Here is a 25,648-nt window from a genome sequence, read left to right as displayed (position 1 = left end):
ATTTAAACCAGCTAAGACGCTAATTTCAAACAAAATATCTCAATACAATGAATTCGGCTTGACAGCTTTTCTACTGCACATTTAGTATTGCGTTTTACTGCGGAAGGAAAGCGCTACGGGGATAAGGAATGAAGAAACGGGTTGTAATAACTGGTATGGAAATAGTCTCTTCCATTGGCAATGGCCTTGAGACTTTCTGGCAAGCCGCAATTAAGGGTCAATGTGGTATTAAACGGGTTGAAAGCTATGACCCAACACCTTATCCTACTCAAATTGGTGGCGAAATTACTGATTTATCGCTCGCCCACCTACCCGAGTTTGATAAAAGTAAACGCTTCCCCCGGGTGGCGCAATACGCACTCTTCTGTGCTCACCATGCGATTGAGCGCTCAGGCTTGTCTGCTGAAGACTTAGCAAAAACAGGAACTTATATCGGTACAAGCTTAGGCGGAACGCCTGAACTTGAATCTGCCTACGAATCCTTTTTTAAAGAAAGTTGGAAAAAGATTCCTGCCTTATCTGTGATTCGTGGTATGCCTAATTCGGTCGCCAATCATATTGCAATCGCTTTTGGTTTAGGCGGACCTAATTCAACGACTTCCAATGCCTGTGTATCCTCTGCGGAAGCGATTGGTAATGCCTATCAACAGATTGCTAATGGCAAACTCTCAACTGCTTTATGTGGTGGGACAGAATCACTGCTATGGGAAACCCTCATGGCCGCTTGGTGTAAGCTACGTGTGATGTCTACTCAAAATGAAAACCCTACTTTGTCTTGCCGTCCTTTCGATCAAAATCGGGATGGTATGGTCATGGCTGATGGGGCTGGCATTTTAATCCTTGAAGAATTGCAACAAGCTAAGGCAAGAGGGGCTAATATTTATGCTGAAATCATTGGCTTCGGCGCTAGCTGCGATTCCTACCATGTGACTGCGCCGACTGTACAAGGCCAAGTGCGTGCCATTCATTCTGCTTTAGACGATGCTAAGCTTGCTATCGGCGATGTTCAGTATATCAACGCTCATGGTACAGGAACTCAGTTAAATGATGTCACTGAAACGGAAACGATAAAAGCGGTTTTCGGCCAGCGTGCTTACGAGATTCCAATTACTGCGCAAAAGGCAATGACTGGTCATGCTATAGGTGCAGCAGGAGCCATGGAGATTATTGCAACAACATTAAGCTTGCAACATGATATTTTACTCCCGACAATTAACCTGCATAACCCTGATCCAGCATGCGACTTAGATTACGTGGCAAATCACGCTCGACCCAAGAAAATCGATATCGCTTTATCAAATCATTTTGCTTTTGGTGGTGCCAACGCCGCTATCTTGTTACGTCGGTTTTAATTTCCAAGGGGCTTGGCCTATAGCTGTCAGAGGCTAAGCTGATTTTTCCCTATCTTACTATGGCTCCTCAGCCTGAACGGATAATTATTAGCCGTCCCCAGGCATAGCCTGACAGCAATGGGCAAGGCCCAGCCTACATTTTAATCCCTAGCGAAAAGCATTAAACACGGCTTTAACCCCATGGAAATACAAGAAAAACTGCAAGTTTTATCCTTAAATTCAAAATAATGTGAAATTTCTGCATAATCTTTCTAAACTTAGTTCGCAACTGAAGCTACATCGCGCTATAATCGCCCTATTTTGCATGATTTTATAAGGTTAATAATGAATGCTTCGCTGTATGAAATAGCCAATTTAGTGCAAGGGCTGGTTGTAGGTAACGAGAAGGTTACTATTTCGTCACTATCACCTATCGATAACATCGTGGCTGGCGCTCTTGTTTTTGCCGACGGGCCAGAAAATCTGCAGTTAGCAGAGCAGTCTCCAGCCGCAGCGATTTTGGTTTGCAGCAGCACAAAAAGTGAACTTAAACCTGTTATCCAGGTCTCCAATCCGTTTAAGTCATTTATTCAACTTCTTAGTTATTTTTATCCGAGTAGAAAACCGGTTCCCGGCATTCATCCCACAGCGTCTATCGCTGAGGATGTAAGTCTGGGAAAAAATGTTTTTATCGGTCCTTACACTAATATCGAACCTGGTGTCAGCATTGGCGATAACTGTATTATCAAAGGCCACGCAAGTATTGGTGCCGATGTCTCTATCGGTGCAGATACCGTTTTACATCCTCATGTGACCATTTATGACCGTTGCCAAATAGGGAACAGAGTTTGTATCCATGCTTCATCAGTAATTGGCTCTGATGGTTTCGGCTATACCTTTATCGATGGCCAGCATATGAAAGTCCCTCACGTAGGGCATGTGGTTATCGAGGATGATGTAGAGATTGGTGCTAATACCACAATCGATAGAGCGACCTTAGGCGCAACAATTATTGGTGCCGGCACCAAGATCGACAATTTAGTGCAAATTGCTCATTCAGTAAAATTAGGTAAACATAATATTCTCTGCGCTTTTACAGGTGTAGCAGGAAGCAGCACTAGCGGTGACAATGTTATTTTTGCAGCGAATGTGGGCGTTAGTGATCACGTACGCATTGACGATGGTGTTATTTTAGGAGCACGGGCGGGGGTACCACCCAAGAAACATCTTAAACAAGGCAATATCTATCTAGGCAGTCCAGCTCGCCCAAAAGATAAAGCGATTGAACACGAACTGTCCGTCACACGAATACCCATTATGCGCAAAAATTTAAAAGCCTTGAGCGAGAAAGTAGATGAGTTGAGTCGACGTTTAGCGCAATACGAGGCCGAAAAATAATGTCTCGCCCTTTAATTCTGATTGATGGCTCCTCTTATTTTTTTCGGGCTTTTCATGCCTTGCCGCCGCTTACCAACTCCAAAGGGCTGCCAACCGGGGCAGTCTACGGAGTAGCCAATATGGTGAGAAAATTAATCAAGGATTTTCAACCCGAAGAAATTGCCGTCGTTTTTGATAGCAAGGGCAAAACGTTTAGAGACGAATGGTATCCCGAATATAAAGCCCACCGCCCGCCAATGCCTAACGATCTTCATTGTCAATTTCAGCCGCTAATGGAGTTATTAGCCGCCATGGGCTTACCCTTACTCATCGTTGACGGTGTGGAAGCGGATGATGTTATTGGTACTCTGGCTCATTTAGCAACAGCACAAGGACAGACCGTACTCATTTCCACCAGTGATAAAGACATGGCTCAATTAGTCAACGAGCAGGTCACCCTCATTAACACTATGACGAATAAAACCCTCGATATTCCTGGTGTTATTGAGAAATTTGGCGTTGGTCCCGAGCAAATTATTGATTACCTCGCCCTGATTGGCGATAGTGTTGACAATGTCCCTGGGGTCACCAAGTGTGGACCAAAAACAGCGGCAAAATGGTTGCAAGAATATCAAAATTTAGACAACATAATGGCCAATGCCTCTGCAATCAGCGGCAAAATTGGCGAATATTTACGCGCTAGCCTAGCGCATCTCCCTTTATCAAAAAAATTAGTGACGATTAAAACCGATGTCGAACTGCCCTTAACCTTAGCTGATCTAAAACATAAAGCCGCGAATCGTGAAAAACTAATTGCGCTACTACGTGAGTTAGAGTTTAAAACCTGGTTAAAAGAGCAATTAGAGCAAAAATCGATTGAAGAAGCAGGAACTTCCGTTGAAACACCAGTCATTGAAGAAAGTCATCTCACAATTATCAATACCCCAGCCCAACTCGATGAGTTGCTAATCCAATTAAACTCCTGCCAACTGTTCTGCATCAATGTAGAGACAACGAATATTAACGTCATGGAAGCTGAAATTGTCGGTATTGCTTTGGCAATTGCAGCGGGAAATCTGATTTATATTCCCTTAACTCACAAAGATGGCAGTCAGCAATTATCCCGAGATAGCGTATTAAATGCCTTAAAACCCATTCTTGAAAATGAAAACCTAGGAAAAATAGGTCTCAATTTAAAATACGATTATAACGTGTTTAAGCACTATGGTATTCATGTTAAAGGGCTAGTTTCCGATCCCATGCTGGAATCTTACGTTTTAAATTCAAACGCTAGTCAACATGATTTAGACTCACTCTCGTTAAAATACCTCGGCCATCAACCGATTAGCCTGGAGACCCTTGTCGGTAAAGGTGTAAAACAATTAGGCTTCGATGAAGTACCTGTCGCAAAAGCTGCGCCCTATGCTGCGGAATTCGCCGATCTTTCTTTAAAACTGCATCAAAAACTCTACCCCATGCTCGATGATAAGTTGAAATCGGTACTCAATACCATTGAAATGCCTTTACTCACTGTTTTGGCTGATATGGAGTATGAAGGGGTTCTCATCGATCAGAAAACCCTAGCAAAACATGGTGAACGGCTAAAAGAGCGCATGATAGCCCTTGAAGAAGAGGCTTTAAGCTTAGCGGGAAAATCTTTTAATCTTAACTCCCCCAAACAACTTCAGGAAATTTTATTTGATGTGCTAAAAATCCCTGTCCTAAGCAAAACACCGACGGGACAGCCTTCGACCGCAGAAGCAGTATTACAAGAGCTCGCTTACGATTATCGCCTTCCTGCGGTGATTCTCGAATACCGCAGCCTTAGCAAGTTGATCTCAACTTATATTGATGCCTTACCAAAATGCATCAATCCGCAAACAAATCGTGTGCATACTTCTTATAATCAAGCAGTTGCCGCAACCGGGCGTTTATCGTCGAGTGATCCTAATTTGCAAAATATTCCTATCCGCAGCGAAGAGGGACGTCTAATTCGTAAAGCCTTTATTGCTCCGCCCAATCATCTGTTATTAGCTGCTGATTATTCGCAAATTGAATTGCGTATCATGGCGCATTTGTCCCAAGACGAGAATTTACTAAAAGCTTTTACTAATAATTGGGATATTCATGCCGCTACAGCCAGTGAAATTTTTCAAGTTCCTCTGACCGAGGTTAGTAGCGAACAGCGACGACGTGCTAAAGCAGTCAATTTTGGTTTGATTTATGGAATGTCTTCCTTTGGTTTAGCAAAGCGACTTGGCATTGAACGCCAAGATGCGCAATACTATATGGATCGCTATTTCCAACGTTACCCTGGGGTTCTTGCATACATGGAGCGAACACGCCAACAAGCCCATCAACAAGGTTATGTGGAAACGCTTTTTGGTCGACGCCTTTATTTACCTGAAATCAATACCCAAAATATGATGCGACAAAAAGCAGCCGAGCGAGCGGCCATCAATGCACCGATGCAAGGAACCGCCGCAGATATTATAAAAAAAGCAATGCTCGCTTTAGCCGACTGGCTAGCTACCCAAGAAAAGCCGCAGGCAAAAATGATTATGCAGGTTCATGATGAGTTAATTTTTGAAGTGCATGAAACTGCTATAGTTAGCGTAAAAGAAACTATCCGAGAATTAATGGAAAACGCAGCACAATTATCTGTACCTTTGTCTGTATCAGTTGGTTTAGGAAAGGATTGGGATGAAGCTCATTAGGAGATAATTTTATGCGATTTACGATTGCAATTTTTACCCTCAGCTTAAGTTTTTCTTGCAGCGCCGTTGAGCTCCCTGCAACAGCAACTAATAATAAAAATAATGCAGTAGAAGCCTTACGTTTAGACTGGCGCGATACCACTGCATCGCCAACAACCGATTTCTTCGCCTATGCCAATGGTACCTGGCAAAAAAAGAACCCCATTCCACCTGAATATGCAAGTTGGGGTAGTTTCAATATCTTGCAAGAAAAAGTACAAAATATCATTCATCAAATGCTCATTGCTGCAGCGGATGATAAAAAAGCAGCGCCCGGCAGTATCGAACAAAAGGTCGGGGATTTTTACTACAGCGGCATGGACGAAGCTTCCATCAATAAACTCGGAATTACCCCTCTATTGCCTGAGTTCGAACGGATTGCAGCGATCAAAAATTTAGCTGATTTACAGCAAGTCATTACTCATTTACAACAGATTGGCGTCGATGCTCTCTTTAATTTTGGCTCTATGCAAGATTTTAAAAATAGCCAAGAAATGATTGGCGCGGCTCAACAAGGGGGGCTTGGTTTACCCGATCGTGATTATTACCTCAAAGAGGATAAAAAATTTCAACAAATTCGTGCCGCTTATGTTGAGCATATGACTAAAATGTTTGAGCTACTCGGCGATGCGCCTGATAAAGCGGCGGCAGAAGCAGCAACGGTCATGAAGATTGAAACCATTTTAGCTAAAGCTTCCATGTCGCAAACTGAACAGCGCGATCCTCACGCTATATATCATATGATGGATTTGCAACAACTCGAAAAAGTCACGCCTAATTTTGCCTGGCCCCGATATTTAAGTGAGCTTGGCCAATCGTCAATTAAACATATCAATTTAGCGACACCAGAGTTCTTCAAAGTGATGAATGAACAACTTCAGGCTATTCCTCTGGATGATTGGAAAACCTATTTACGTTGGCATTTAATCGATGCCTTCGCTTCTTATTTATCCAAACCTTTTGTCGACCAAAATTTCAAAATGGTTTCTTCTTTAACCGGCACCAAAAAATTGTTGCCACGATGGAAACGAGTGGTTAGTACTGAAAATGGGGCTTTAGGCTTTGCTATCGGTAAATTGTACGTAGAAAAATATTTTCCTCCCGAGTCAAAACAAGAAGCACGGGAGATCTTGAGTGACATACGCCAAGCTTTAAAACAAGATTTACAAACCCTCAGTTGGATGACTCCACAAACAAGACAAGCTGCCTTGAAAAAATTAGATCTAATGGAAGAGAGAGTGGGTTATCCCGATAAATGGTGGGATTATTCAACCTTGAAAGTTGATCGCGGCCCCTACGTGCTGAATGTTATTCGGGCTAACCAATTTTTGAACCATCGCGATCTCAACAAAATTGGTAAACCAGTTGATCGCAGTGAATGGGCGATGCCTCCGCAAACTATCAATGCTTATTACGATCCCTCCATGAATAACCTCAATATTCCGGCAGGAATCTTACAACCACCATTCTTTGATCCCAATGCGCCTGCAGCCATCAACTATGGCTCAATCGGTTTTGTGATGGGTCATGAAATGACACATGGCTTTGATGATCAAGGGGCTCAATTCGATGGCTATGGAAATTTAAAGAATTGGTGGACTAAAGCTGATCTGAAAAAATTCCAAGCGGCAACCAATTGCATCGTAGAGCAATTTTCTAAATATAAAGTGGATGGCGATTTACCCGTACAAGGAAAATTAGTCGTCGGTGAAGCAACCGCTGATTTAGGCGGCCTCACCTTAGCCTATCATGCTTTTCAGCATTCTAAGTATTATAAAAATGCCAAGACAATCAATGGAATCACGCCGGAGCAACAATTTTTCTTAGGAACTGCGCATGTATGGGCATCCAATATCCGTCCTGAGCAAGCCCGTAATTTAGTAACAACTGATCCCCATCCACCGATGATTTATCGCGTGAACGGCACACTCGCCAATATGCCACAATTTCAAATGGCCTTTTCCATACCTGCCAATAGTGCGATGGTTAATACCAAGCGTTGTGTGATTTGGTAATGTACGGAGTCAGTCAGGATACGTGTGTGATGGATAAGGTTTTTCATCCATTTCAACTAAAGGAAGGGTTGATAATTTCAATGGTCTTATCGGCTATTAACCTATTTTTATAGATTTCCAGCGCGTTGACTATTGTTTTATCCTGAGAGTCTTTTTTATTGTTAGTCGCATTAACTATTGGCTCAATTACTTCATTATTGAGTTGTCCAATGGAGTGATTATTGTTCTCAGCAAGATGTTCTTTTACTTTAATCTCATATATTGCTCTAGCTTCATTAGTAGAAGCATATCCTAAAGACGCAGCTATATTGTATTTCAAATAGGTACCATTATTACTGGCAAGTAAACTGTAAATTAACAAATCTAAAACGGCCTGATCTTCACTATATTCTGCAAAAAGGTCTCTGAATGTTTGAGCACGTATACGGCCACGTTCATTATCAAAAAAACGTGAGAAATATCCTAAAGTAAAGGGTCTATCTTGTGTATAGTTCCCTACCGCTGTCTGACAAAGTTGAGAAATATTTTTAGTTTCTTCATCGATATAGTTTGCCTCCCTATTAAGAAAAACAAACCGACGAAATATTTTTTGTGCCTCACAGGGATTGTTTGCTGTAATGGTTTCAATATCCTCTATTATTCTTTCATATGAGTCCTGCAATCTTGGATTGATTATTCCTTCTAGTCCACGAAAATCCTCTATCAATCCTTTGATATGTATATCTAATCTTTCGCTGAGCTTTTTTTCTAATTCTTCATTTAGAAAACTCAAATCTTCTCGATTTAGAAGAGAATCATTTAGTAACAAACTAATTTCTTCATAGGCTGTAAAATCAGAATCTTCGTGATGAGGAAAGGCTTTTAGTATTCCTACTAATTCCTGCAGTTTTTCAATGGCTCTTGTTCTAGCCGCTCCTCTACGTTCACATTTTTCATCTTCTTCAATCAATAAATTAATTTGTCCGATTTCTTCGTTATATTCTTGTTGTATTTTCTCTATACCCTCCTTAATTGTAAGGAGCTCAAAGTTGAAGTTAAATTTATCTTCATCATTTTTAGCAAAACTCCTTTCGTGGCTTCGAATAAAATCAATTGACTCTAAAAGTTGTTCTAAAGAGGATTTAAAATGGTCTTTAAGATATTTTATATGGGCAGCTTTTGCCTTAGCCTTATCGAATTGCAATCCATAGGCACGAATGTTCTTTGCTGAGAATTGAATATGGTGCAACGGGTGATTTGGATCATAAAAATCATTATTATGTTCACAATCCTTAAACAAAATTCCATGCCTTTTTTGCCATTCCTTAGGTGCCGTTGTAAAAGTAAATGAAAAGGGAGTCGAAAAACTCTCCATCCGTATAGCTTTGTCGCCGGGTGGGGTAAAACTGTGTAAAGGAACATTGGCTTGCTGAAGTTTATACCAAAGAGTGAGCATAAGTTTCTTTAAGTGCTCAATATTATGCTTGTTTCCCTCCAGGATTGAAGGTAGATAAATACATACTTCCTTACCTCTCTGATCCCTATCATTACCAAAACTATTTGTGGTGCCATCAAAATCTTTTAAAGCTTGTTGATCATCTAATTGTATGATCTTGATATCTACTTCTTCGCCTTCAAAAACCTCTTCGAGGATCCTTCTCACCAGAGCAAAATTTTCTCTATTCATCAAATAAGTTGGATCAACATGGACGCGAAATTCCTTTTTAGGACTCTCGTATGAAATTTCTTGCTTTATAGTTAAGAATTTTGACATCGTTTAGCTACCCCATGAAAAAGATTTTGATAAGTATTTTAGTAGTACATACATTTAGTTAAACCGGTTTCTTACTATAAAGCGATTGGCAAGATTAATTTGCGGGCAATTATAGCATATTTTGAGCAACCCAATAACTTTGTACGCATCATTGCTGATTTTGCAAATAGGAATTTAGCTTAGAAGGCCTGGCGAGTACATCTGGGATCTTTACGGACAGCATTTAATCAACATCTTCTACCTTTAATGGAGCAATTGGGTTATCCACAATCGCCAGCAATTCCAGGCGCTCCCGCACTTAGGCCAAGAGTCCTTCATACCCATAAACCACCGCATCAACTGAAACCGGTTGACACAAAAACAAAACTAATTGTACAATATATATCCAACCGCGTGGATAGCCAGGATCCTATATGACTAAGTTTACCGAAAACGAAAAGGTTTCAGTGATTAATCCCACTAAAATGTCTGAAAGTGAAAGTGAGCTTTTAGGTGACTTCTTAGATGGCGATGATGATCCTGAAGTTTTTTTTAAGAATAAAATTTATCCTTTCGACAACGGTCTTAAACTGACTAAAGAAATTTCCTGGCGCTCAGGCAAAGATAAAGGGAGTCAATGCTTCGAAGTCATTGGCAAACGGGTCGGTAACGGAAATTATGGGTATATCGATAAGGTAAAAGGAAAATTATTTTTTAGCAACGATGAGTTGGTTTATATGCCAGTGAGCCAAAAACCTCATAAAGCTAGAATCAGAAAAGAAATACCGCGAAAACCACATGTGAGTGAATCCCAATGGCGACGTGATATTAAAAAAGAATATAAGCGTACTAAAGAAGCCGGTCATCTATGTATTAGAAAACCGGTCTTTTTCCAAGATGATGGTAATCTACGTGCCTATTTATTCATGCGCGAAATGCCAGGACAAACTTTAGAGCAAGCCTTAAAAGGAAACTTTGATGAAAAAACACGTTTAGCCCTTTGTCTGGCTATCATAAAAGCCTATAAGCAACAGGTTCAAGCAAGACAGTTAGTACATAATGATATTTCTCCTAGAAACATTATGGTTGATCTTAGTGAGCCACTGAATCCTCGTTGCTTTTTTATTGATTTCGCTTTTGCTAAAAAACAAAGCACTAATGATGCTATGGTGTTCCCAATAAAAGGGACAGCTTTGTTTATAGCACCAGAACGTTTTGAAGGAAAAGGTTCAAGTACTGCAAGTGATATTTTTTCTTTAGGCCATATCCTTGCTCAAGTTATGGGTGAAGAACCGCCAGAATCTTGCAACAAAGTTGATCTAATCTTCAAACGTAGTCTGCGAGGTCAATTTGATAGTGAATTAATCTATTTAAAAAACCAGCAAGTAAAAAATCAAATTCAGAATATGTTACACCCTGATCCGGAAAAAAGATCTCTACTTAATGAGGTTTCTTCAACAATTTCTGCTGCACTGGAAGAAGATAGGCTCACTTCTTCTCAAATCGCTATATCAGCATAAATTAGTTGGTATCTACTGTCCTTAAAATGCAAAAGGAGTTTTCATTAAAAGTCCTTCCATTTTTTAAGACTTCAAAGATGATATGAGCTAATTTACGCACAACAAGCGCTCTTCTAACCAGCGATTAATTGCTTGTTTAGTTTCCCCTATCACTTGAATTAATTGATAATATAATTTCTCAAGCAACCGGCTCTGACCTGCTTTACAATAGCGCTCAAGATATTGGCAGGCATATTGTAGTTTGGTTGTACAACAATAGACTGCACCACTTTTTAATTTGTGCACTAAACTTTCAATCTTTAACCAATCACTTTGGATATAAGCCCGACGAATAGCGAGCTCCCCATGAGGCAAGTCCTCAGAGCTTAACGTCAGTAAAAGCTCGCTCAACACCGTTAAGCTTCCTAAAGTGGCGATCCCTTTCTCAATATCGAGCAGAGGGAAGCTATTTAAGGCAAAAAGTTCCTCTTCTGTTTTAGGTAAGTCGGAGCCTAAGACCAAAATAGTCTTGTCGGCTTCATTTTCCCGAGGTTGAAACGAGTCTAACAAAATCCTCAAATTAATCGCTGTCATTGGCTTGGTAAATAGGCCATTCATACCTAGATCTAAGGACTCGGCTTCTGCAATTTGTCCAGCATGGCCTGTTAAACCATAGATTAATAAGGGGGAAGCAGAACCTTTTTGCTTCTCCCAATCGCGAATTTGTCGTGTCATCTCATTACCTGAGATGCCTGGCAAGCCGATATCGGTGATAATTAGATCAAAGGGTTCTGTTTTTGCTAATAATAAGCCTTTCTCTCCCGAGGTAGCCGATAAATAACGGCAACCCGCTTTCATCACCATTCTTTCAAGAACTTTTAGGGCAACAATGCTGTCTTCCACCAGCAGTAGATAAGGAGAATGCGAAGACCTCTGTACAGGGGGAGGCGAAATAATTTTCTTCTTTTCATCAATTTCAGGGGCTACAGCCGAGACTAAAGGAATGGAAAAATAAAAAGTAGTTCCCTTTCCTTCTTCACTGTTGATACCAATTTTACCTCCCAATAACTCAACATATTTTTCGACAATATGAAGACCAACGCCATGTCCATGATGATTATTTTTATAGGAAGGTGAAATGCGATAAAAGCGTTCAAATACTTTTTTCTGTGCCTCTTTTGGAATGCCTTTTCCAGTATCAACTACTTTAAACATTAAGGATTTTTGCTGAGCATCAGAACTTGTTAAATCAACCATAAGTTGAATCATTCCTTCGTCGGTAAATTTAATTGCATTACCCAGTAAATTGAGTAAAACACGGCTTAGTTTAAACCGATCTGTGCGGATATATTCAGGAATATTGGGATCAATTTTTAATTGGAAACTAATATTTTTTTGCATCATTGCAGGTCGTTCTAATTGATATAAATCATCCAAACAATCTTTAAGGTAAAATGATTCTAAATAGAGATCATCTTCTTTCATATCATCGGCAGAAACCACATCAAGAACACCATTTAAAAGTTTTAACAATTGCTCACCACTTTCATTAACCCAGCTTGCATATTGCCTCTCTTCTTCAGATCTAGCTGTTTCCTCTAGCATTTTTGTCATACCGATAATGCCTGTTAACGGAGTGCGAATATCATGACTCATGTTAGCCAGAAACTCTGTTTTGGCTTGGCTGGCCTTTTCAGCGGTTTCCTTAGCTATTTTTAAATCTGCCTGCGTTCTTTTTAATTCAGTAATATCTGAGGAGTTCCCCAAAATACCAATGATATTTCCCTCATCATCAATGAGAGGCATTTTAATCACAGTAAAATACATTTTTTTACCGTTAAGGGTAACGGTTTCTTCAAAAAAAATAGGTTTTTTTCCCTTTATCACTTGTTGATCGTTTTTCTTTAATTCCTCAGCATGTTCTGGCCAAAGATCATGATCCGTTTTTCCCACAAAATCATTCATGGAGTTTAGCCCAAGTGTTTTAAGAAGAATTTTGTTGCAACCGAGGTATTCTTCGTCTTTATTTTTCCAATAAAAATTACCAGGCACACAGGCTGAAATTTTTTTTATTTGATCAAAAATAGTGACATGTTGCAAAGCTAAACGTTTCGTATCTGTATTATCTTTTCCAAGTAAAATGAGTTGATTCGATTGACGTTTAAATTTCCATGTAAGATAGCGTTTAATGTTATTTTTATACAACATGCACTCAAACTCACCTTGCTCATTTTGCAAAATAAATTCGTACTGAAAAAAAGGAAAAGGAATTTTTTTTCCTTGCTGAAAGTAGATTGACGCAAAGGGTTGCCCACGCATTTCTTTGTCTTTCCAGCCCAGAAAGGATGTAATCGCTTCATTAAACTCAAGAATACAATAGTCTGCATCTAAAACAATAATGCAATCCTCAGACAGTAACAGAAAGGCTTGCAATTGCGGATGCAGAGAAGATTTTAATGTGGCTTCTTTTCCCATGATAATCACCCCCAACTATTCAATTGGTAGCACTCTGCCTCATTCGGCGTCCCTCATATTACGTCAGCTACTTTTATCGCTAAAAATCCCCTTTTTTCTAGAAAATTAAAATAATTATCCAGAAGCTGCTTATTAATAAACGGAAATTTCATACCATTTGCTTGAAAAGCATAATGCGTATTCTGATTATTTGCACTAGATATTCGATCAAGTTTTTCCATCCAAACATTATCACTTTGATTAATATATAAAGTGAGCAGCGAATACAGAGTACTCTCCGGGCTCATTTCGGTCAGTAGTTTCTTTTGCCATGCATTGGGAGAAATGAGCTGCATGTTATAGCCTCGTTGATTAAGATAAGTTATTAACTCCTTCCAAGATAATTTATTTGTATTTACCAAATTAAATAAGCTATAGGGTATTTTTGTATTTAGTGACGTTTTAACAATCATTTGACCCACATAATCTACTGGAAGAATATCGAGCTCAATATCCCATGAAGGTGCATAACCCAATTGACAACAGCCCTTAATTAATCGCAGTAAATGATTCTGCTCCGCAGCAATTAATCCCGAAATGGAATCACCTAAAATCCAGGCTGGCCGATAAATTTTGATAGGTATTTGTTGTTGATGGGCTTTCGCTAAAATTTGCTCCGCAATCCATTTAGTTTGACTATAACCATCTTCTGGAGGTGGGTTGGGATGGGAATAGATAAAATCTTCAATAATACTATTAAAATTATCCAAATAATTGCTAGCGGCGGACAAGGTCGAAATATAATGAATAGGAATTAGTTTTTTAATAGTTGCTAATTTCAATATTTCTTTAACGCTTAGCACATTGGCAGCTCGCAACATTTCATAGCTATAGAGATGATGAACAGCGGCACCATTATGATAAATGATATCGATTTTTTCCGCTAACACCATAAACTCTTCAATAGGCAAACCGAGATAGGGTTTTCCCAAATCGCCAACTAATAACTGGATGCGCTCCTTATCTTCAAAATGCAGATCATAGAGTTCTATTGATTTTTGTAATTTATTTTTGGCATCTTCAAGATTAGCTCCCCTTACTAAACAATAAATTGTCGCTGAAGTTAACTGATAGAGTTGCTTCAAGAGATTTGCACCGAGGAATCCGTTGGCACCCGTCAATAATAGAGCTTTCGGCTGAACATTTGCCGCTTCCAGCTCCTGCAAAAAATTTGGCTCCCTTTCTCTTTTCGAGGGAAAATCAGAGAAAATATTTGGCTTGGTTACACGTAAACAGTGGGGCAAATTTAGTTCAATATCAAATTTCCAATGGGCCATGAATGAGGAGGGCTTTATTTCTTCATTGATTTCAATCAGTTGGGCTAAATGAAAGATAGTCGGTTTTTCCAAAAATTGTTGCAATGATAAATCATAAAGTAATTGCTCTTTAACTTTTAAAACCAATTGAGACACCATCAGTGAATGCCCGCCGAGATCAAAAAAAGAATCATGAATACCAATTTGATCCAGCTCAAATAACTCACTCCATATTTTTTCTATCTCTTTCTCTGTTTGTGTCTGTGGTGCTACATATTCGCTCGTTAGCGTATTCGTTGAAGAATCGGGGGCGGGTAATTTTTCAAAATCGACTTTTCCGTTTAAGGTGAGAGGAATTTTATCTATTCTTATAAAAAAACTGGGGATCATGTATTTAGGCAACTGACTTGCCATGTACTGTTTGATATTAATCATCGGGCATTCATGTTTTAACACTAAATAAGCAACTATTGATTTTTGCTGCTTCTCATTTTCGCAGACCCTCACAGCACATTGATCGACTGCTTCATGATGCAATAACACGGTGCAAACAGCTTCTAATTCGACACGAAAACCACGTATTTTTATCTGGTTATCTTGACGACTTAGGTATTCAATATTGCCATCTGGCATCCATCGAACAATATCTCCCGTTTTATAAAGCAAGGTTTCGGCACTAGAGTCGAATAAATTAGGAATAAAACGAGCTGTGGTAATTTCAGGGCGATTCAGATAGCCCAAGGCGACACCAGCTCCTCCAGTGTATAATTCGCCAGGAGCGCCAATTGGTGTAGGACGCAGGTATTTATCAAGAATGTAAACCGTGGAATTGGCGATTGGTTTGCCGATCGGAATGGATTGATAACCTTCTTTTCTCGCTTTAATTAGGTAGGTCGTGGTAAAGGTGGTATTTTCTGTCGGTCCATAGCCATTTAAGATCTGTCGCGGGGCCCCTTTTTCACAACGAAGTACTCTCATTACTTGCTCCGCATTTAAAATATCCCCCCCAATTAATAAATAGGATAAGGTCGCGAACATGGATGGCTTCACTGACGCGTATTGATTAAATAAAGCTGAAGTCAGCCAAAGCACTGTGATTTTCTTCTTAATTAGAAATTGACTAAATTGCGTGACATTAACTAAGGTTGCATGGGGAACTGCGACTAGTGTTGCTCCATTTAATAAGGCTCCCCAAATTTCAAAAGTTGCGGCATCAAAACTAATACTTGCAGCCTGAGCAATGCGATCGTTTTTCGTAATTTTAATATAATTCGTTGAATTGACTAAGCGGACAATTCCTCGATGAGGGATCATCACCCCTTTGGGTTTTCCCGTGGTTCCCGATGTGTAGATAATATAAGCGAGACTATCAGGATCCACAGAGGCAAGATTAAGATTCTCCGAACTTTCAGCAGAGGCGCTCTTGATAAAATTCTCGAAAATAATCAAAGGTACATTTTGATTATCGCAGCAAATCTGCATTTTAGCTTTTAGCGATTTCGAAGCGATCGCTACGGTCGCGCTACTATCACTTAAGATAAATTGAATATGAGATGAAGGATAATTAGTATCTATGGGAACGTAGGCAGCGCCGATTTTTAAAATCGCTAATAAACCAACGATGAGATGAATTTCCTGATTAGTACAAATCACTACATGCTGACCTGCGCTTAGACCATTTTTTTGCAAAAGACGGGCAAATTGATTGCTTTGATCATTGAGTGCTTGATAAGACAGTACTTGCCCTTCATAAGATAAAGCAATTTGCTCCGGTGTTTTCTGTACTTGCTCAACGAAAAGTTGCACCACAGATTTATTCTGGGAAGGAGAAATTTGCGTTTTATTCCAGGTCATTAATAATTGGCTGCTTTCTTTGGCTGATAAGAGAGGAAGTTGTGAAATCAACATCGTCGGATGTTCAAGCATACTAGCAATCAGAATAGGCAAATGTTGGATGCTATTGCGTAGGATCGTGTCTAAATCATCATTTTTTTCACGGCTAAACCATTGTATTTTGTAGGTATTAGAAATGGTCACCACCACCGAGGAATTAATATGATGAATTCGTTTCAAAAACCCTTTCTCGTGGCCAATCATTACGGTAATAGGATAAAACGACTGCAAATTTGAGGATAATTCAGGATAACGAACAAAAATATCGCGCGAAAAACTTAAATGTTTATCAAATTTTAATAGCCTATCAAAAAATTCCTTCAAGGTTTCTTCAACAGTGAGATCTTCATTTAGTTGAAAAGAAAAAGGGATAATTTGGGCAAATAAGGGTTTGATCGCTTCAGGTAATTGCTGCAAGAGAGGATGCGAAAAACCAACACCAAATTTTTCTTTATTTCCCAAACGATAAAGATAAATATATAAAGCGGCAAATAAAATATTACAGGGATTATTAGGGTATTCATTCGTAGGAAATGAGAATAAGGTTGACGCATTAAACATAGCAACCTGTTTCAGAGGATAATTCTTTTCGGGGCTTAGCGATAACGTTTGAAAAGGCAAGGTCGCAGGGATAAATGATTTCTCTTGCCGCACCCAAAAGAGCTCATGAATGGCATAAACCTCGCAAAAATATTTATATTCAAGCCGTGATTTTTCCGAAATAGGCGGTAGAACTGACCCTTTCTTCAAATGAAAACGCTCAGCCAGCTCTATAAAATCCACTGTTTCATTATGAAAGGAAAGAATTTGCTCTAATTGCACAACTCGAGTTTTGGTTGCAATTTGCCAATACTGCGCTGTTATCTCTACAAGAGTACCAGGTGCATGAGAATTTTCCTCATCCAAAATATGCAATTGAAGAATGAGGAAAAAATTCTTCCCGATATTAAATTTCGGCAAACTGAAGCGATTACGATGATGTTGGCCTAAATTCAGCGCGCGGCACATTCGATCAATGGTTTCCGCCGAATCATGCCAACTAATCCAACCTCCATTCATCGGTTTCTGGCAATAATCAAAATAGCTGCGATTCTCTAAATTTTGTGGAATTGGGCGCAGTTGTTGGAAACTAATTTCATAAACTAATTCTTTGAAGGTATTAAGCGCCTCTTGATAACATTTGACACTTAAACTTAACCCTGTTTCATCAGCCTCAATTTCAATAGGTGCTTGTTTTAAAATAGCTCCGGCATCAATATCTTTAACCATTTGGTGCCAAGTCACGCCATGTACTCGTTCATTATGCAAAATAGCCCACGAAGGAGCATGCAAACCGGCGTATCGGGGCAGAGGGCCATTATGATAATTGATAGCCATGCATTTGGCTTGCTCTAGTAGAGAAAGCGGTAAAACCGTTCCATTGATAATGCTAAATAAATAGTCAAACGCAGTCACTGATAAAATCGGTACTGCATCGCTAACTTTTAAAAAATAGGGTATTTTTTTTTGAATCGAAAACTCTTCTGCGGCTGGAAGAGGAGAGATAATACCCAAGATCGAATGATTATAGGATAAAAGAATTTCTGCACACTCCAGTAACAGACGATCTTCCCCGATCAAATAGCAAGTAACTAATTTCTTTTCCAAAGAAAAATCCTAAAATTTTTGCCTATTGCCGACTATATTACCTTATACGATAAATAATACACAGAGTGTTCCTGAGCCTGTGGATAAAAATTGAGATAAGCCTTTTTTCAGGAGAAATCAGCTCATCATTACCCGTTCAAGCTGAGGGAATCTATCTCTAGTGTCTGTCACTCTGGGCCAATAAAGAGATCCATTGAAAAAGGTGTAATATACAAAATGCCTCCTTGCTTAGGGTGAACCTGATAGAAGCTTCAAAATCTACTTGCTTTAATTAAGAAATTTTAACTTTTGAATCTGAATTGGGTTCTGCTCCTAATTTCATTTGCTTATTAGTATCAATGACTTTGTTTATGGATTCTTGTATTGCAATAAGGCTATCCAATTCAGGTATTACAGGGCTATGAAATAACAGCGATTTAAATTCTCCCAATTCTTTTTTAGTCGTTTCAATTCTGTCCACTGCAGCCGATAAATTTCCTAAGCTAAGCTGTTCGATTATTTCATTAAGATTATTTTCAAGTATCTTATGTCTCGTAGATCCTTCTCGATAATAAGAGAAATACTCCCCACTGATTCGAGTTTGATTTGTAACAATTAAATTTTGTAATTGGATTGCTAAATTAAAGCAGGATTGAGCATTGTCAATATCCTTTATTAATTTTATAAAATTTTCTTGCACTTCTGTAGGCAAATTCGAATGAGCAATCGATGCTTGTAAATTTTCTTTGTCGAATTCTTTTTTTTGTAATTTTATTTCTTGATTAACGCTAACTATTTTGAGAATTTGATTATTATAGCTAATCGCTTTTTTTAAAGCTTTATCAAATGCTACTGGGTTATTTGTTAGAAAAAGTTCTTGCAGATTGAAAGTATCAAACCCGTCAATATCTGAAAAAGCATTTTTAATCTTATCTAGCCCGATTGGCGCAACAAACTCATGCAAGCTATGTCCACCTGAATTAAATAGAAGTGCAGCGATAAAAACAGTTAAAAAAGTCTCCATTTTTTCTTTTGAAAAGGGAAAATATTTATCTAAACCTGGATTGCTTCCTTTCTCTTTTTTGCTAATTTGAGATAGCTGCGAAATCCGTTGGTCTTTTATCTTAAGTAATGCGCGTAACTGTAAGAGCATTGTTCCTGATATCGAATTTGAAAATGGATGAACGAGTCTCGAAAAACTATCATCGGTCCAAGCAGTACCGAGTACATAATGAGATTGATCGGAGGGTTTAGCAAAATTTTGCGTTTTTTGCATAAGAGCCACATCATCTTTCGCTATTGGCATATGACCCTTTAAAATTCCTAATGCCCTTGTATGCGTTGTTTGTTGCCCAGGTTTACTTTTTTTTCCACGATTTTCTTCAAGATAAAAACCTTCTTCATAAATATTTAAAGGTAACAATTCCGAATTAGTATCGCCAATTACAAGTGCTACAAATGAAGCAGAGACTATAGCGATTAATTTTCTTCGCGCACTTTTAGGTAGCTCTGCATAAATCTCTCCGTTTCTTATTTTTTTAAAATAATCGCCATATTCTTTATCAAATTTATCGTTAAAATTTGCTGTTTTGGTATTTAAGACATAATCATAAAGGTCTCTGTATTTACGTGGCGCTAATTTTTTCACTGATTGCAGGTAATTCTTAAGCTCGTTCACACTTAATAGACCCAGCTTAACCACTAAAGTTTCATATGCAAGATGAGTTTCAAAATACCTACGAGAACTATCATTATTAACCACTTCGGGATCGGCAGAAACTTCATACTTTAATAAAATGGGGTCTTCTAAATAATTAGCAATGACAAGACGACTTTCTTCATCTTTTGCACCTACTAAATATAGTTTTTTTAGCTCGGCTAATTCTAAATTTAACTTTTCAATTAATTCTGATTCTTCTTGTTGTTTTGATTTGCTTATCAACTTTAATTTATGATCGATCAGAATTAATAAAGCTTGGCCGACAGAAATTTTTGACACTCAAAATGCCCCATACAGATCAACAATACATCTAAATTATGGAACAATTTTATTAAGTGAGTATTAATTTAAATCATTTTGCATTACTTTATTGAGCATGAAGCATTTATTTCTGACTTAACTTTTAAGGAGCAAATTGTCTTATATGTTATACGATTAATTTAATAATTGTGACACATAAGACGTGAACGAACTCACTATATTAGATAAAGCTGATTGCCGAGAGTTAAAAAAGGTAGATTGATTGCTACTACTTTCAAGAAAAGGGTTTTGTTTACCATCCCAAGGAATAAATTTTTTCATACTATGGAAAAAGGTTAGCTGGGGTGAATCTAAGTATAATTTTTCTTTTTTCAGACAAGTCGCTAAAATTTCAGTGCACTCGTTTTTAATAGCAGCAAAATCCTCTTCATTAATCGAAAAATTATACAGATAGCCTAAAGTGATATGAAAATATTCTGGAACCTTTTTTTCTAAACCAAACTGTTTGGCTACAGCTTTAATTTCCTCTTCTTGATCTGGAGGTAATGAGACATTTAATTGCAAAACATCAGAAACATTCAAATCTTCGATAGTAATTTCAGGAATAATCGGGGTTTTACTTAATTCCACATGAAGCTGTTGCAAGAAATGAAGTTTCTGATTAATAAACGATGACCAACGACTAAAGTACCATTCTTTTACATAAAGATTACAGGTTGTCATATGATAACTTTGGTAAGGTAGTGGTTTAAAATATTTACAGATGAGCGGGGAGCTATTCAATTTCTGATAAAGCGTTTGCCAAAACTCGTTATCATTATCTCCGATTCCAGCAATAACTGTAACGCCTGGATATGGCGTATATTTACCATCCTTATTAATTTTTACCATAGGCTACTCGAGTGACTTTTTTGACTTCCGTATAATAATTGTGAAGATTTTATCATAAATAAGCAAATCTTTAAAATAATCGGGCGATCTCCACAGCCACGTCAGTAAGGATGCGTCGACGCTAACCATCCACAAACAAAGCAACATAATCAGAATGCGCCAAGTCGGGTAATTCCATAGCGTTACCTGGTAGGGAATAGATTTTCATGCTCAATTGATTAGTCTCACTCTTATAGCTTGGCTCACCCAAAACGATCGAGTAACTCGCAGATTGTCCCGATTGATTAATCGTATTTAAACGAACAACCTCCAATAAAGCCCTCGGAGGTTCTTTTTTGTAGGAACCTTGGCTCCACTGGTTTAAAAAACGTTTCAATTCGAGTTGCCCACTAAAACGGGCTGGCCGATCAGCGAAATAAACAACCTGGGGATTCACCTTGTTTAAATTAAGGATAAACTCTCGTTTTTCCCTATTAGCTATTTCGATGGTTCCTTCTTTCGCCAATACGACAAAAAGAAAACGTAAATTCTTAGTATTTCCAGGGTTAGCATTAATTGCAGACCAGGCAGGGGCTGTAAAAAACGCTGAAACGAGCATCAATAGACTTGCAAGGTGTTTTTTCATGCTTTCACTTATTGTAGAGCCTGTAGGTTTAAATTGTAGCGCAAAATAGTTTCGCTTATTTTTGCTATAATTCTAGCCATAACGGATTTTTAATTGGCAACCAGTCACAAAAGGACTTGTCCTATGAAACTCATCCTAACCCTCGTTATTCTCTGCTTCCCTTTTTCTTTACAAGCCTCCTGTGCCTGCACTTGCGACCTCCTGGATCGACGTTTATGCGAACCGGGCTACGATCTAGACAACCCTTGTGGCACTATCTGTCCCTCACATACTCCTACGATGCCTCCACCCAGAACTGCTTGCCCTACCCAAAAAGTGTATATTCCAGCAAAAGGTGCTGATGTGTGGATTACTCTATGCCCTGATATTTAGGATCTTCTTTTAACAATAGGTAACTGACTATCATGGCAATCACCAGACCGACCATTACATTTAAAAACCGACCGATAACAACATGTAAAGCGGTATCAGGCAGTCCGGCTAAAAGCATTATAGCCAGCGCACTGCCGGCATGATTACCGGTCGCTGAAAATTTGGTTTCATAACCAATCAAGAACCCGCAGAGGAAAAATCCACAAACTAATACCAAACCAATAACCATCATGTCAGTGGGAAACAAAATCGCGACAGCGCCGCCTAAAACAGCAGCAAAACATTGCCCCAGAAAACGTGCCAGTGCTTTTTCTTTTGTTCCTTTTGTGGTGTCTTCCATCACAACAAACAGAGTAATGGTTACCCACACACCTTCAGGATAACGAAAAATTATCCAGGAGAGAAAAGTTAAGGATGCAGCGAGGCTGATAATTGCTGCATTGATTAAATCAGGCTTCGACCAACTAATATCCTTAAACGATTGGATAATTTTTTTATTCGCCTCACGGTCAATAAGCGGTGATTTACTGGTTAAAAAATTCGATATACTCCAACCCACAAGGGCCACCACAATGATCCCTATACAGACTTCGAGAGTACGATCAATTGCGACGGCTTGAATATCACCCAAAACAAATGAAGCGATTACAATAACGGCACTAAAACCAGCAACGACGGATAAATAGTTGTAAGGTCTCGTTTGCAAACCAATGTACGTTGTGGTGAAAGAAAAGATTAAAATAGTAAAAAAAAGTTCAAAGGGTGAATAGCCGATATGCTTAGCAAGGATAAAACCGACTATGGCGCCCACTAAAGTGCCTACCAATCTTAGTGCTGACTTGATAACCGTTGCTGAAAGATTCGGACGCGTGATCGAAGATACGGTCACTACCGCCCAAAAGCCTTCGTGCAAATGATAATATTGCAAAAGAAGGAGGCAAATTAAGCCACTTAACCCCATTTGCAAACCTACGATTGATGCTTTGTTAATTCTCTCAGTCATGCTATTTATTTCGCTATGCTATACTCCAAACATCGGTCCCAAAAAGGTCATAGGATATGACAAACTCCTCATTCCGTATAGAAACAGATAGCTTGGGTGAAGTACAAGTACCTAACGACAAATTATGGGGAGCACAAACACAGCGCTCACTCCTTCATTTTAGTATCGGTGACGATCTCATTCCTAAAGAAATGATCAAGGCTTACGCCATATTAAAAAAAGCGGCTGCTCTTGCCAACCATAAAGGTGGACGATTATCCGATGAAAAATGCCAATTGATCGTAAAAGTCTGCGATGAAATTCTTTCTGAACAACATCAGGAAATGTTTCCCTTGCATGTTTGGATGACAGGTAGTGGTACACAATTTAATATGAATATGAACGAGGTCATTTCCAATCGCTGTGCGCAACTAAAAGGTTTTCCTTTAGGCAGCAAAAAACCCGTCCACCCTAATGACGACGTCAATATGTCTCAATCGTCTAATGATTCCTTTCCTTCAGCCATGTACATGGCAGCAGCGATCGCTGTGGTCGATCAATTAATTCCGGCATTAAAAGATTTACGCAATGCCTTAGATAAAAAATCTAAAGCCTGGATGGATGTTGTGAAAATCGGTCGCACTCACCTGCAAGATGCGACGCCTCTGACTGTTGGGCAAGAATTTTCTGGCTATGTGGGCATGCTAGATGATGATCTAAACCGGCTTCAATACGCTTTAAACGACGTTTATTGTTTGGCCTTGGGGGGCACTGCAGTTGGAACTGGGATTAACGCAGCTCCTGGTTTTGCTGATGCAGTAGCTGAAGAAATTGCTAAACTGACACAGCTTCCTTTTATTTCAGCACCTAATAAATTTACGGTCCAAGGCGCCCATGATGCCTTGGTTGAACTATCTGGAACACTAAAAACCTTAGCCGTATCCCTTTATAAAATAGCGAATGATATTCGTTTATTATCCTGTGGACCACGAGCAGGTTTTTATGAACTGCTTATTCCATCTAATGAACCTGGTTCTTCTATTATGCCAGGTAAAGTCAATCCGACACAGTGTGAGGCTATGACCATGGCAGCAGTGCAAGTCATGGCTAACGATGTGGCGGTAACCTTTGGCGGCGCAGGTGGTTATTTGGAAATGAATGTTTACAAACCCTTAATGATTTTTAATATCTCTAAATCGATTCGCATCCTTGCCGATAGCATGAAAAATTTCCGTGAATTTTTAGTTGAAGGAATGCGGCTTAATGAAAAGAAAATTGCCCATTATGTGGAGCGCTCATTAATGCTAGTGACTGCATTATCCCCGATTATTGGCTATGATAAGGCATCACAAATCGCTCATTATGCCTTGGATCATGATCTTTCGCTTAAAGAAGCCGCTTTGAAACTTAAATTCATCAGCAGCCAGGATTTTGACAAAGCGATGGATCCTAAAAAAATGATTCACCCCTTAGAATAATCAAGCTACTCGCGAAAAAAGGCGAGCCCAATTCGGTTTTTATTCCTATTAAATCAGAATTAATTCGCGAATTATATTGGGCAAACAAGCCCATTAATTTTTCGCAAATCGCTTGATATGAAACCTGCTGTGAAAGCGAAGGAATCAAGCCAATTAAAGATGCCCTGCGTTGTGTCTTACTGAACTCCATCCGACCTCTCACGCCTTATTCACGAGCTCCAGAGATTTGGATCTCAAATGAGAAAGCTTGGATACCATGGACAAGCTGCGGGACAGAGGGGGTTAATTCTTAAAAACTTAATTGTTATTGGAATACAACGATCTTTCTGACGCTATCATTTCAAATAGCTTTTGCAATTTTTTATGGCCCTCTACGCATTGCTCATAAATGGATATTCCAGAAAGCGTCTGATTCAAATTAACTAACACCTCTTTAAATTTAAAGAGCTCATCTTCCTTTAATGGTTCGCAAACAAAAATTTTCTTTAATGAAATGTTGTAATTACTAGCAATCTCTACGGCAAATTTTTGCATATTTCTATAGGTCTCGACGCAGTTATCACCCACGAAGGTATTACAAATACCCTCTTGACCTTCAATATATTTGACTAATACGAGATCTTTATCAGCAAAAACGTGCTGAATCATACTTTTTACCTGTGGTAATTGAATGCCTTGCAATTGCAGGGGCCGATTGAAATGATCAGAAAGCTTATTCCGCGAAGCGTTGATATCGCGTGCGGGATCAATATCTATCGATTTTAGAGTCGATGCAACAACTGCTACAGGGCATTGTACATACTCTTCTGGAATGTAACCGTTTTCATCGATAATATCTAATGAAGCGCCGAGTTCTACAAGACAGGAGGCTAACTTATAGCGCCCAAGAATAATTGCATAATGTAAGGCAGTTTTTCCTGTTTTATCTTGATAATTTAAATCAAGCCGATGTTTATAAAGCTCAATAAATTTAAGAGCGACAGAATCACTTGGAGGCAATAAACAGAGTAAAATTAATAATGATTTTCTGCCAAAAGCCTCCCCATCACAGAGATTAGGATTAATACGTTCAGGAATTAAATCTATTAGCCTCTCAAATGATGAATAGAATTCATTCGCCAAAATAAGATGCAAAAAAGGATTATCTTTAGCCCATAATGCATTAGGATTAAAAAAATTTCGCCTTATGAAAGACAATAATTCTTCATCCGGAAAATGGAGAAACTCCAAGGATCTAAATTTGGGATCAGTGCAATAATAACCCATACTTTATCTATATTATGCAAAATACGCTATAATACTGCCTATATATTAAGAAAA

The 25,648-nt window shown here is 38.8% G+C and carries 15 protein-coding genes; 7 read left to right on the top strand and 8 right to left on the bottom strand.

The features are described from left to right. Positions 1-128: 128 nt before the first annotated feature. From Lnau_RS10535 to Lnau_RS10520, 4 genes are all read left to right on the top strand, one after another. Complete coding sequence (locus Lnau_RS10535; RefSeq protein ID WP_058505114.1) at positions 129-1,352, top strand: beta-ketoacyl-[acyl-carrier-protein] synthase family protein; 1,224 nt, start codon at positions 129-131, stop codon at positions 1,350-1,352. A gap of 324 nt (positions 1,353-1,676) precedes the next feature. Next, a complete protein-coding gene (gene lpxD / locus Lnau_RS10530; RefSeq protein ID WP_058505113.1) occupies positions 1,677-2,729 on the top strand; it encodes a UDP-3-O-(3-hydroxymyristoyl)glucosamine N-acyltransferase in 1,053 nt (350 codons plus the stop codon). Next, a complete protein-coding gene (gene polA, locus Lnau_RS10525; protein ID WP_058505112.1) occupies positions 2,729-5,425 on the top strand; it encodes a DNA polymerase I in 2,697 nt (898 codons plus the stop codon). Before lpxD ends, polA begins: the two co-directional genes overlap by 1 nt. An 11-nt stretch (positions 5,426-5,436) precedes the next feature. Next, on the top strand, positions 5,437-7,479 hold the full coding sequence (locus tag Lnau_RS10520) for a M13 family metallopeptidase (protein WP_058505111.1): 2,043 nt from the start codon (positions 5,437-5,439) through the stop codon (positions 7,477-7,479). A gap of 52 nt (positions 7,480-7,531) precedes the next feature. Here the strand turns inward: Lnau_RS10520 and Lnau_RS10515 are convergent, their stop codons facing one another. After that, positions 7,532-9,232, bottom strand: coding sequence for a hypothetical protein (locus tag Lnau_RS10515; RefSeq protein ID WP_058505110.1), 1,701 nt, complete (start codon positions 9,230-9,232; stop codon positions 7,532-7,534). 413 nt (positions 9,233-9,645) lie between these two features. Between Lnau_RS10515 and Lnau_RS10510 the strand changes: the two genes are divergently transcribed. After that, on the top strand, positions 9,646-10,731 hold the full coding sequence (locus Lnau_RS10510) for a protein kinase domain-containing protein (protein ID WP_058505109.1): 1,086 nt from the start codon (positions 9,646-9,648) through the stop codon (positions 10,729-10,731). An 87-nt stretch (positions 10,732-10,818) separates the two neighbouring features. On the opposite strand, the gene Lnau_RS10505 is transcribed toward Lnau_RS10510, so the two are convergent. From Lnau_RS10505 to Lnau_RS10485, 5 genes are all read right to left on the bottom strand, one after another. Further along, on the bottom strand, positions 10,819-13,185 hold the full coding sequence (locus Lnau_RS10505; RefSeq protein WP_058505108.1) for an ATP-binding protein: 2,367 nt from the start codon (positions 13,183-13,185) through the stop codon (positions 10,819-10,821). 53 nt (positions 13,186-13,238) lie between these two features. Next, complete coding sequence (locus Lnau_RS10500) at positions 13,239-18,020, bottom strand: amino acid adenylation domain-containing protein (protein WP_058505107.1); 4,782 nt, start codon at positions 18,018-18,020, stop codon at positions 13,239-13,241. Between the two features lie 271 nt (positions 18,021-18,291). Continuing rightward, positions 18,292-19,998 (bottom strand): hypothetical protein, encoded by a 1,707-nt coding sequence (locus Lnau_RS10495; protein ID WP_058505106.1) that lies wholly within the window; start codon positions 19,996-19,998, stop codon positions 18,292-18,294. Positions 19,999-20,154: 156 nt separating this feature from the next. Further along, positions 20,155-20,871, bottom strand: coding sequence for a DUF1868 domain-containing protein (locus tag Lnau_RS10490; protein WP_058505105.1), 717 nt, complete (start codon positions 20,869-20,871; stop codon positions 20,155-20,157). Positions 20,872-20,992: 121 nt separating this feature from the next. After that, the gene (locus tag Lnau_RS10485; protein ID WP_058505104.1) at positions 20,993-21,496 is read right to left on the bottom strand and encodes a hypothetical protein; all 504 of its coding nucleotides are present in this window, start codon (positions 21,494-21,496) and stop codon (positions 20,993-20,995) included. 123 nt (positions 21,497-21,619) lie between these two features. On the opposite strand from Lnau_RS10485, the gene Lnau_RS16420 reads away from it, so the two are divergent. After that, positions 21,620-21,868, top strand: a complete 249-nt coding sequence (locus Lnau_RS16420) for a hypothetical protein (protein WP_133134926.1) — start codon at positions 21,620-21,622, stop codon at positions 21,866-21,868. On the opposite strand, the gene Lnau_RS10480 is transcribed toward Lnau_RS16420, so the two are convergent. After that, positions 21,846-22,871, bottom strand: coding sequence for an FUSC family protein (locus Lnau_RS10480; RefSeq protein WP_058505103.1), 1,026 nt, complete (start codon positions 22,869-22,871; stop codon positions 21,846-21,848). The genes Lnau_RS16420 and Lnau_RS10480 overlap by 23 nt on opposite strands. Positions 22,872-22,927: 56 nt before the next feature. Between Lnau_RS10480 and fumC the strand changes: the two genes are divergently transcribed. Beyond that, on the top strand, positions 22,928-24,328 hold the full coding sequence (fumC, locus tag Lnau_RS10475) for a class II fumarate hydratase (protein ID WP_058505102.1): 1,401 nt from the start codon (positions 22,928-22,930) through the stop codon (positions 24,326-24,328). A 297-nt stretch (positions 24,329-24,625) separates the two neighbouring features. Here the strand turns inward: fumC and Lnau_RS10465 are convergent, their stop codons facing one another. Continuing rightward, entirely contained in the window at positions 24,626-25,594 is a 969-nt protein-coding gene (locus tag Lnau_RS10465) for an ankyrin repeat domain-containing protein (RefSeq protein WP_058505100.1), read from the bottom strand. Positions 25,595-25,648 lie beyond the last annotated feature (54 nt).

It is taken from the genome of Legionella nautarum (assembly GCF_001467895.1).
Taxonomy (GTDB): Bacteria; Pseudomonadota; Gammaproteobacteria; order Legionellales; family Legionellaceae; genus Tatlockia; species Tatlockia nautarum.
Note: the sequence above shows the minus strand (reverse complement) of the source record. Positions and strands in the feature narration are given on the sequence as shown.

What these genes read in the sequence shown, in the direction of transcription:
- Lnau_RS10535 (WP_058505114.1), top strand. Translation starts at nt 129, where the DNA reads ATGAAGAAACGGGTTGTAATAACTGGTATGGAAATAGTCTCTTCCATT.
- lpxD (WP_058505113.1), top strand. Translation starts at nt 1,677, where the DNA reads ATGAATGCTTCGCTGTATGAAATAGCCAATTTAGTGCAAGGGCTGGTT.
- polA (WP_058505112.1), top strand. Translation starts at nt 2,729, where the DNA reads ATGTCTCGCCCTTTAATTCTGATTGATGGCTCCTCTTATTTTTTTCGG.
- Lnau_RS10520 (WP_058505111.1), top strand. Translation starts at nt 5,437, where the DNA reads ATGCGATTTACGATTGCAATTTTTACCCTCAGCTTAAGTTTTTCTTGC.
- Lnau_RS10515 (WP_058505110.1), bottom strand. Translation starts at nt 9,232, where the DNA reads ATGTCAAAATTCTTAACTATAAAGCAAGAAATTTCATACGAGAGTCCT.
- Lnau_RS10510 (WP_058505109.1), top strand. Translation starts at nt 9,646, where the DNA reads ATGACTAAGTTTACCGAAAACGAAAAGGTTTCAGTGATTAATCCCACT.
- Lnau_RS10505 (WP_058505108.1), bottom strand. Translation starts at nt 13,185, where the DNA reads ATGGGAAAAGAAGCCACATTAAAATCTTCTCTGCATCCGCAATTGCAA.
- Lnau_RS10490 (WP_058505105.1), bottom strand. Translation starts at nt 20,871, where the DNA reads ATGGTAAAAATTAATAAGGATGGTAAATATACGCCATATCCAGGCGTT.
- Lnau_RS10485 (WP_058505104.1), bottom strand. Translation starts at nt 21,496, where the DNA reads ATGAAAAAACACCTTGCAAGTCTATTGATGCTCGTTTCAGCGTTTTTT.
- Lnau_RS16420 (WP_133134926.1), top strand. Translation starts at nt 21,620, where the DNA reads ATGAAACTCATCCTAACCCTCGTTATTCTCTGCTTCCCTTTTTCTTTA.
- Lnau_RS10480 (WP_058505103.1), bottom strand. Translation starts at nt 22,871, where the DNA reads ATGACTGAGAGAATTAACAAAGCATCAATCGTAGGTTTGCAAATGGGG.
- fumC (WP_058505102.1), top strand. Translation starts at nt 22,928, where the DNA reads ATGACAAACTCCTCATTCCGTATAGAAACAGATAGCTTGGGTGAAGTA.
- Lnau_RS10465 (WP_058505100.1), bottom strand. Translation starts at nt 25,594, where the DNA reads ATGGGTTATTATTGCACTGATCCCAAATTTAGATCCTTGGAGTTTCTC.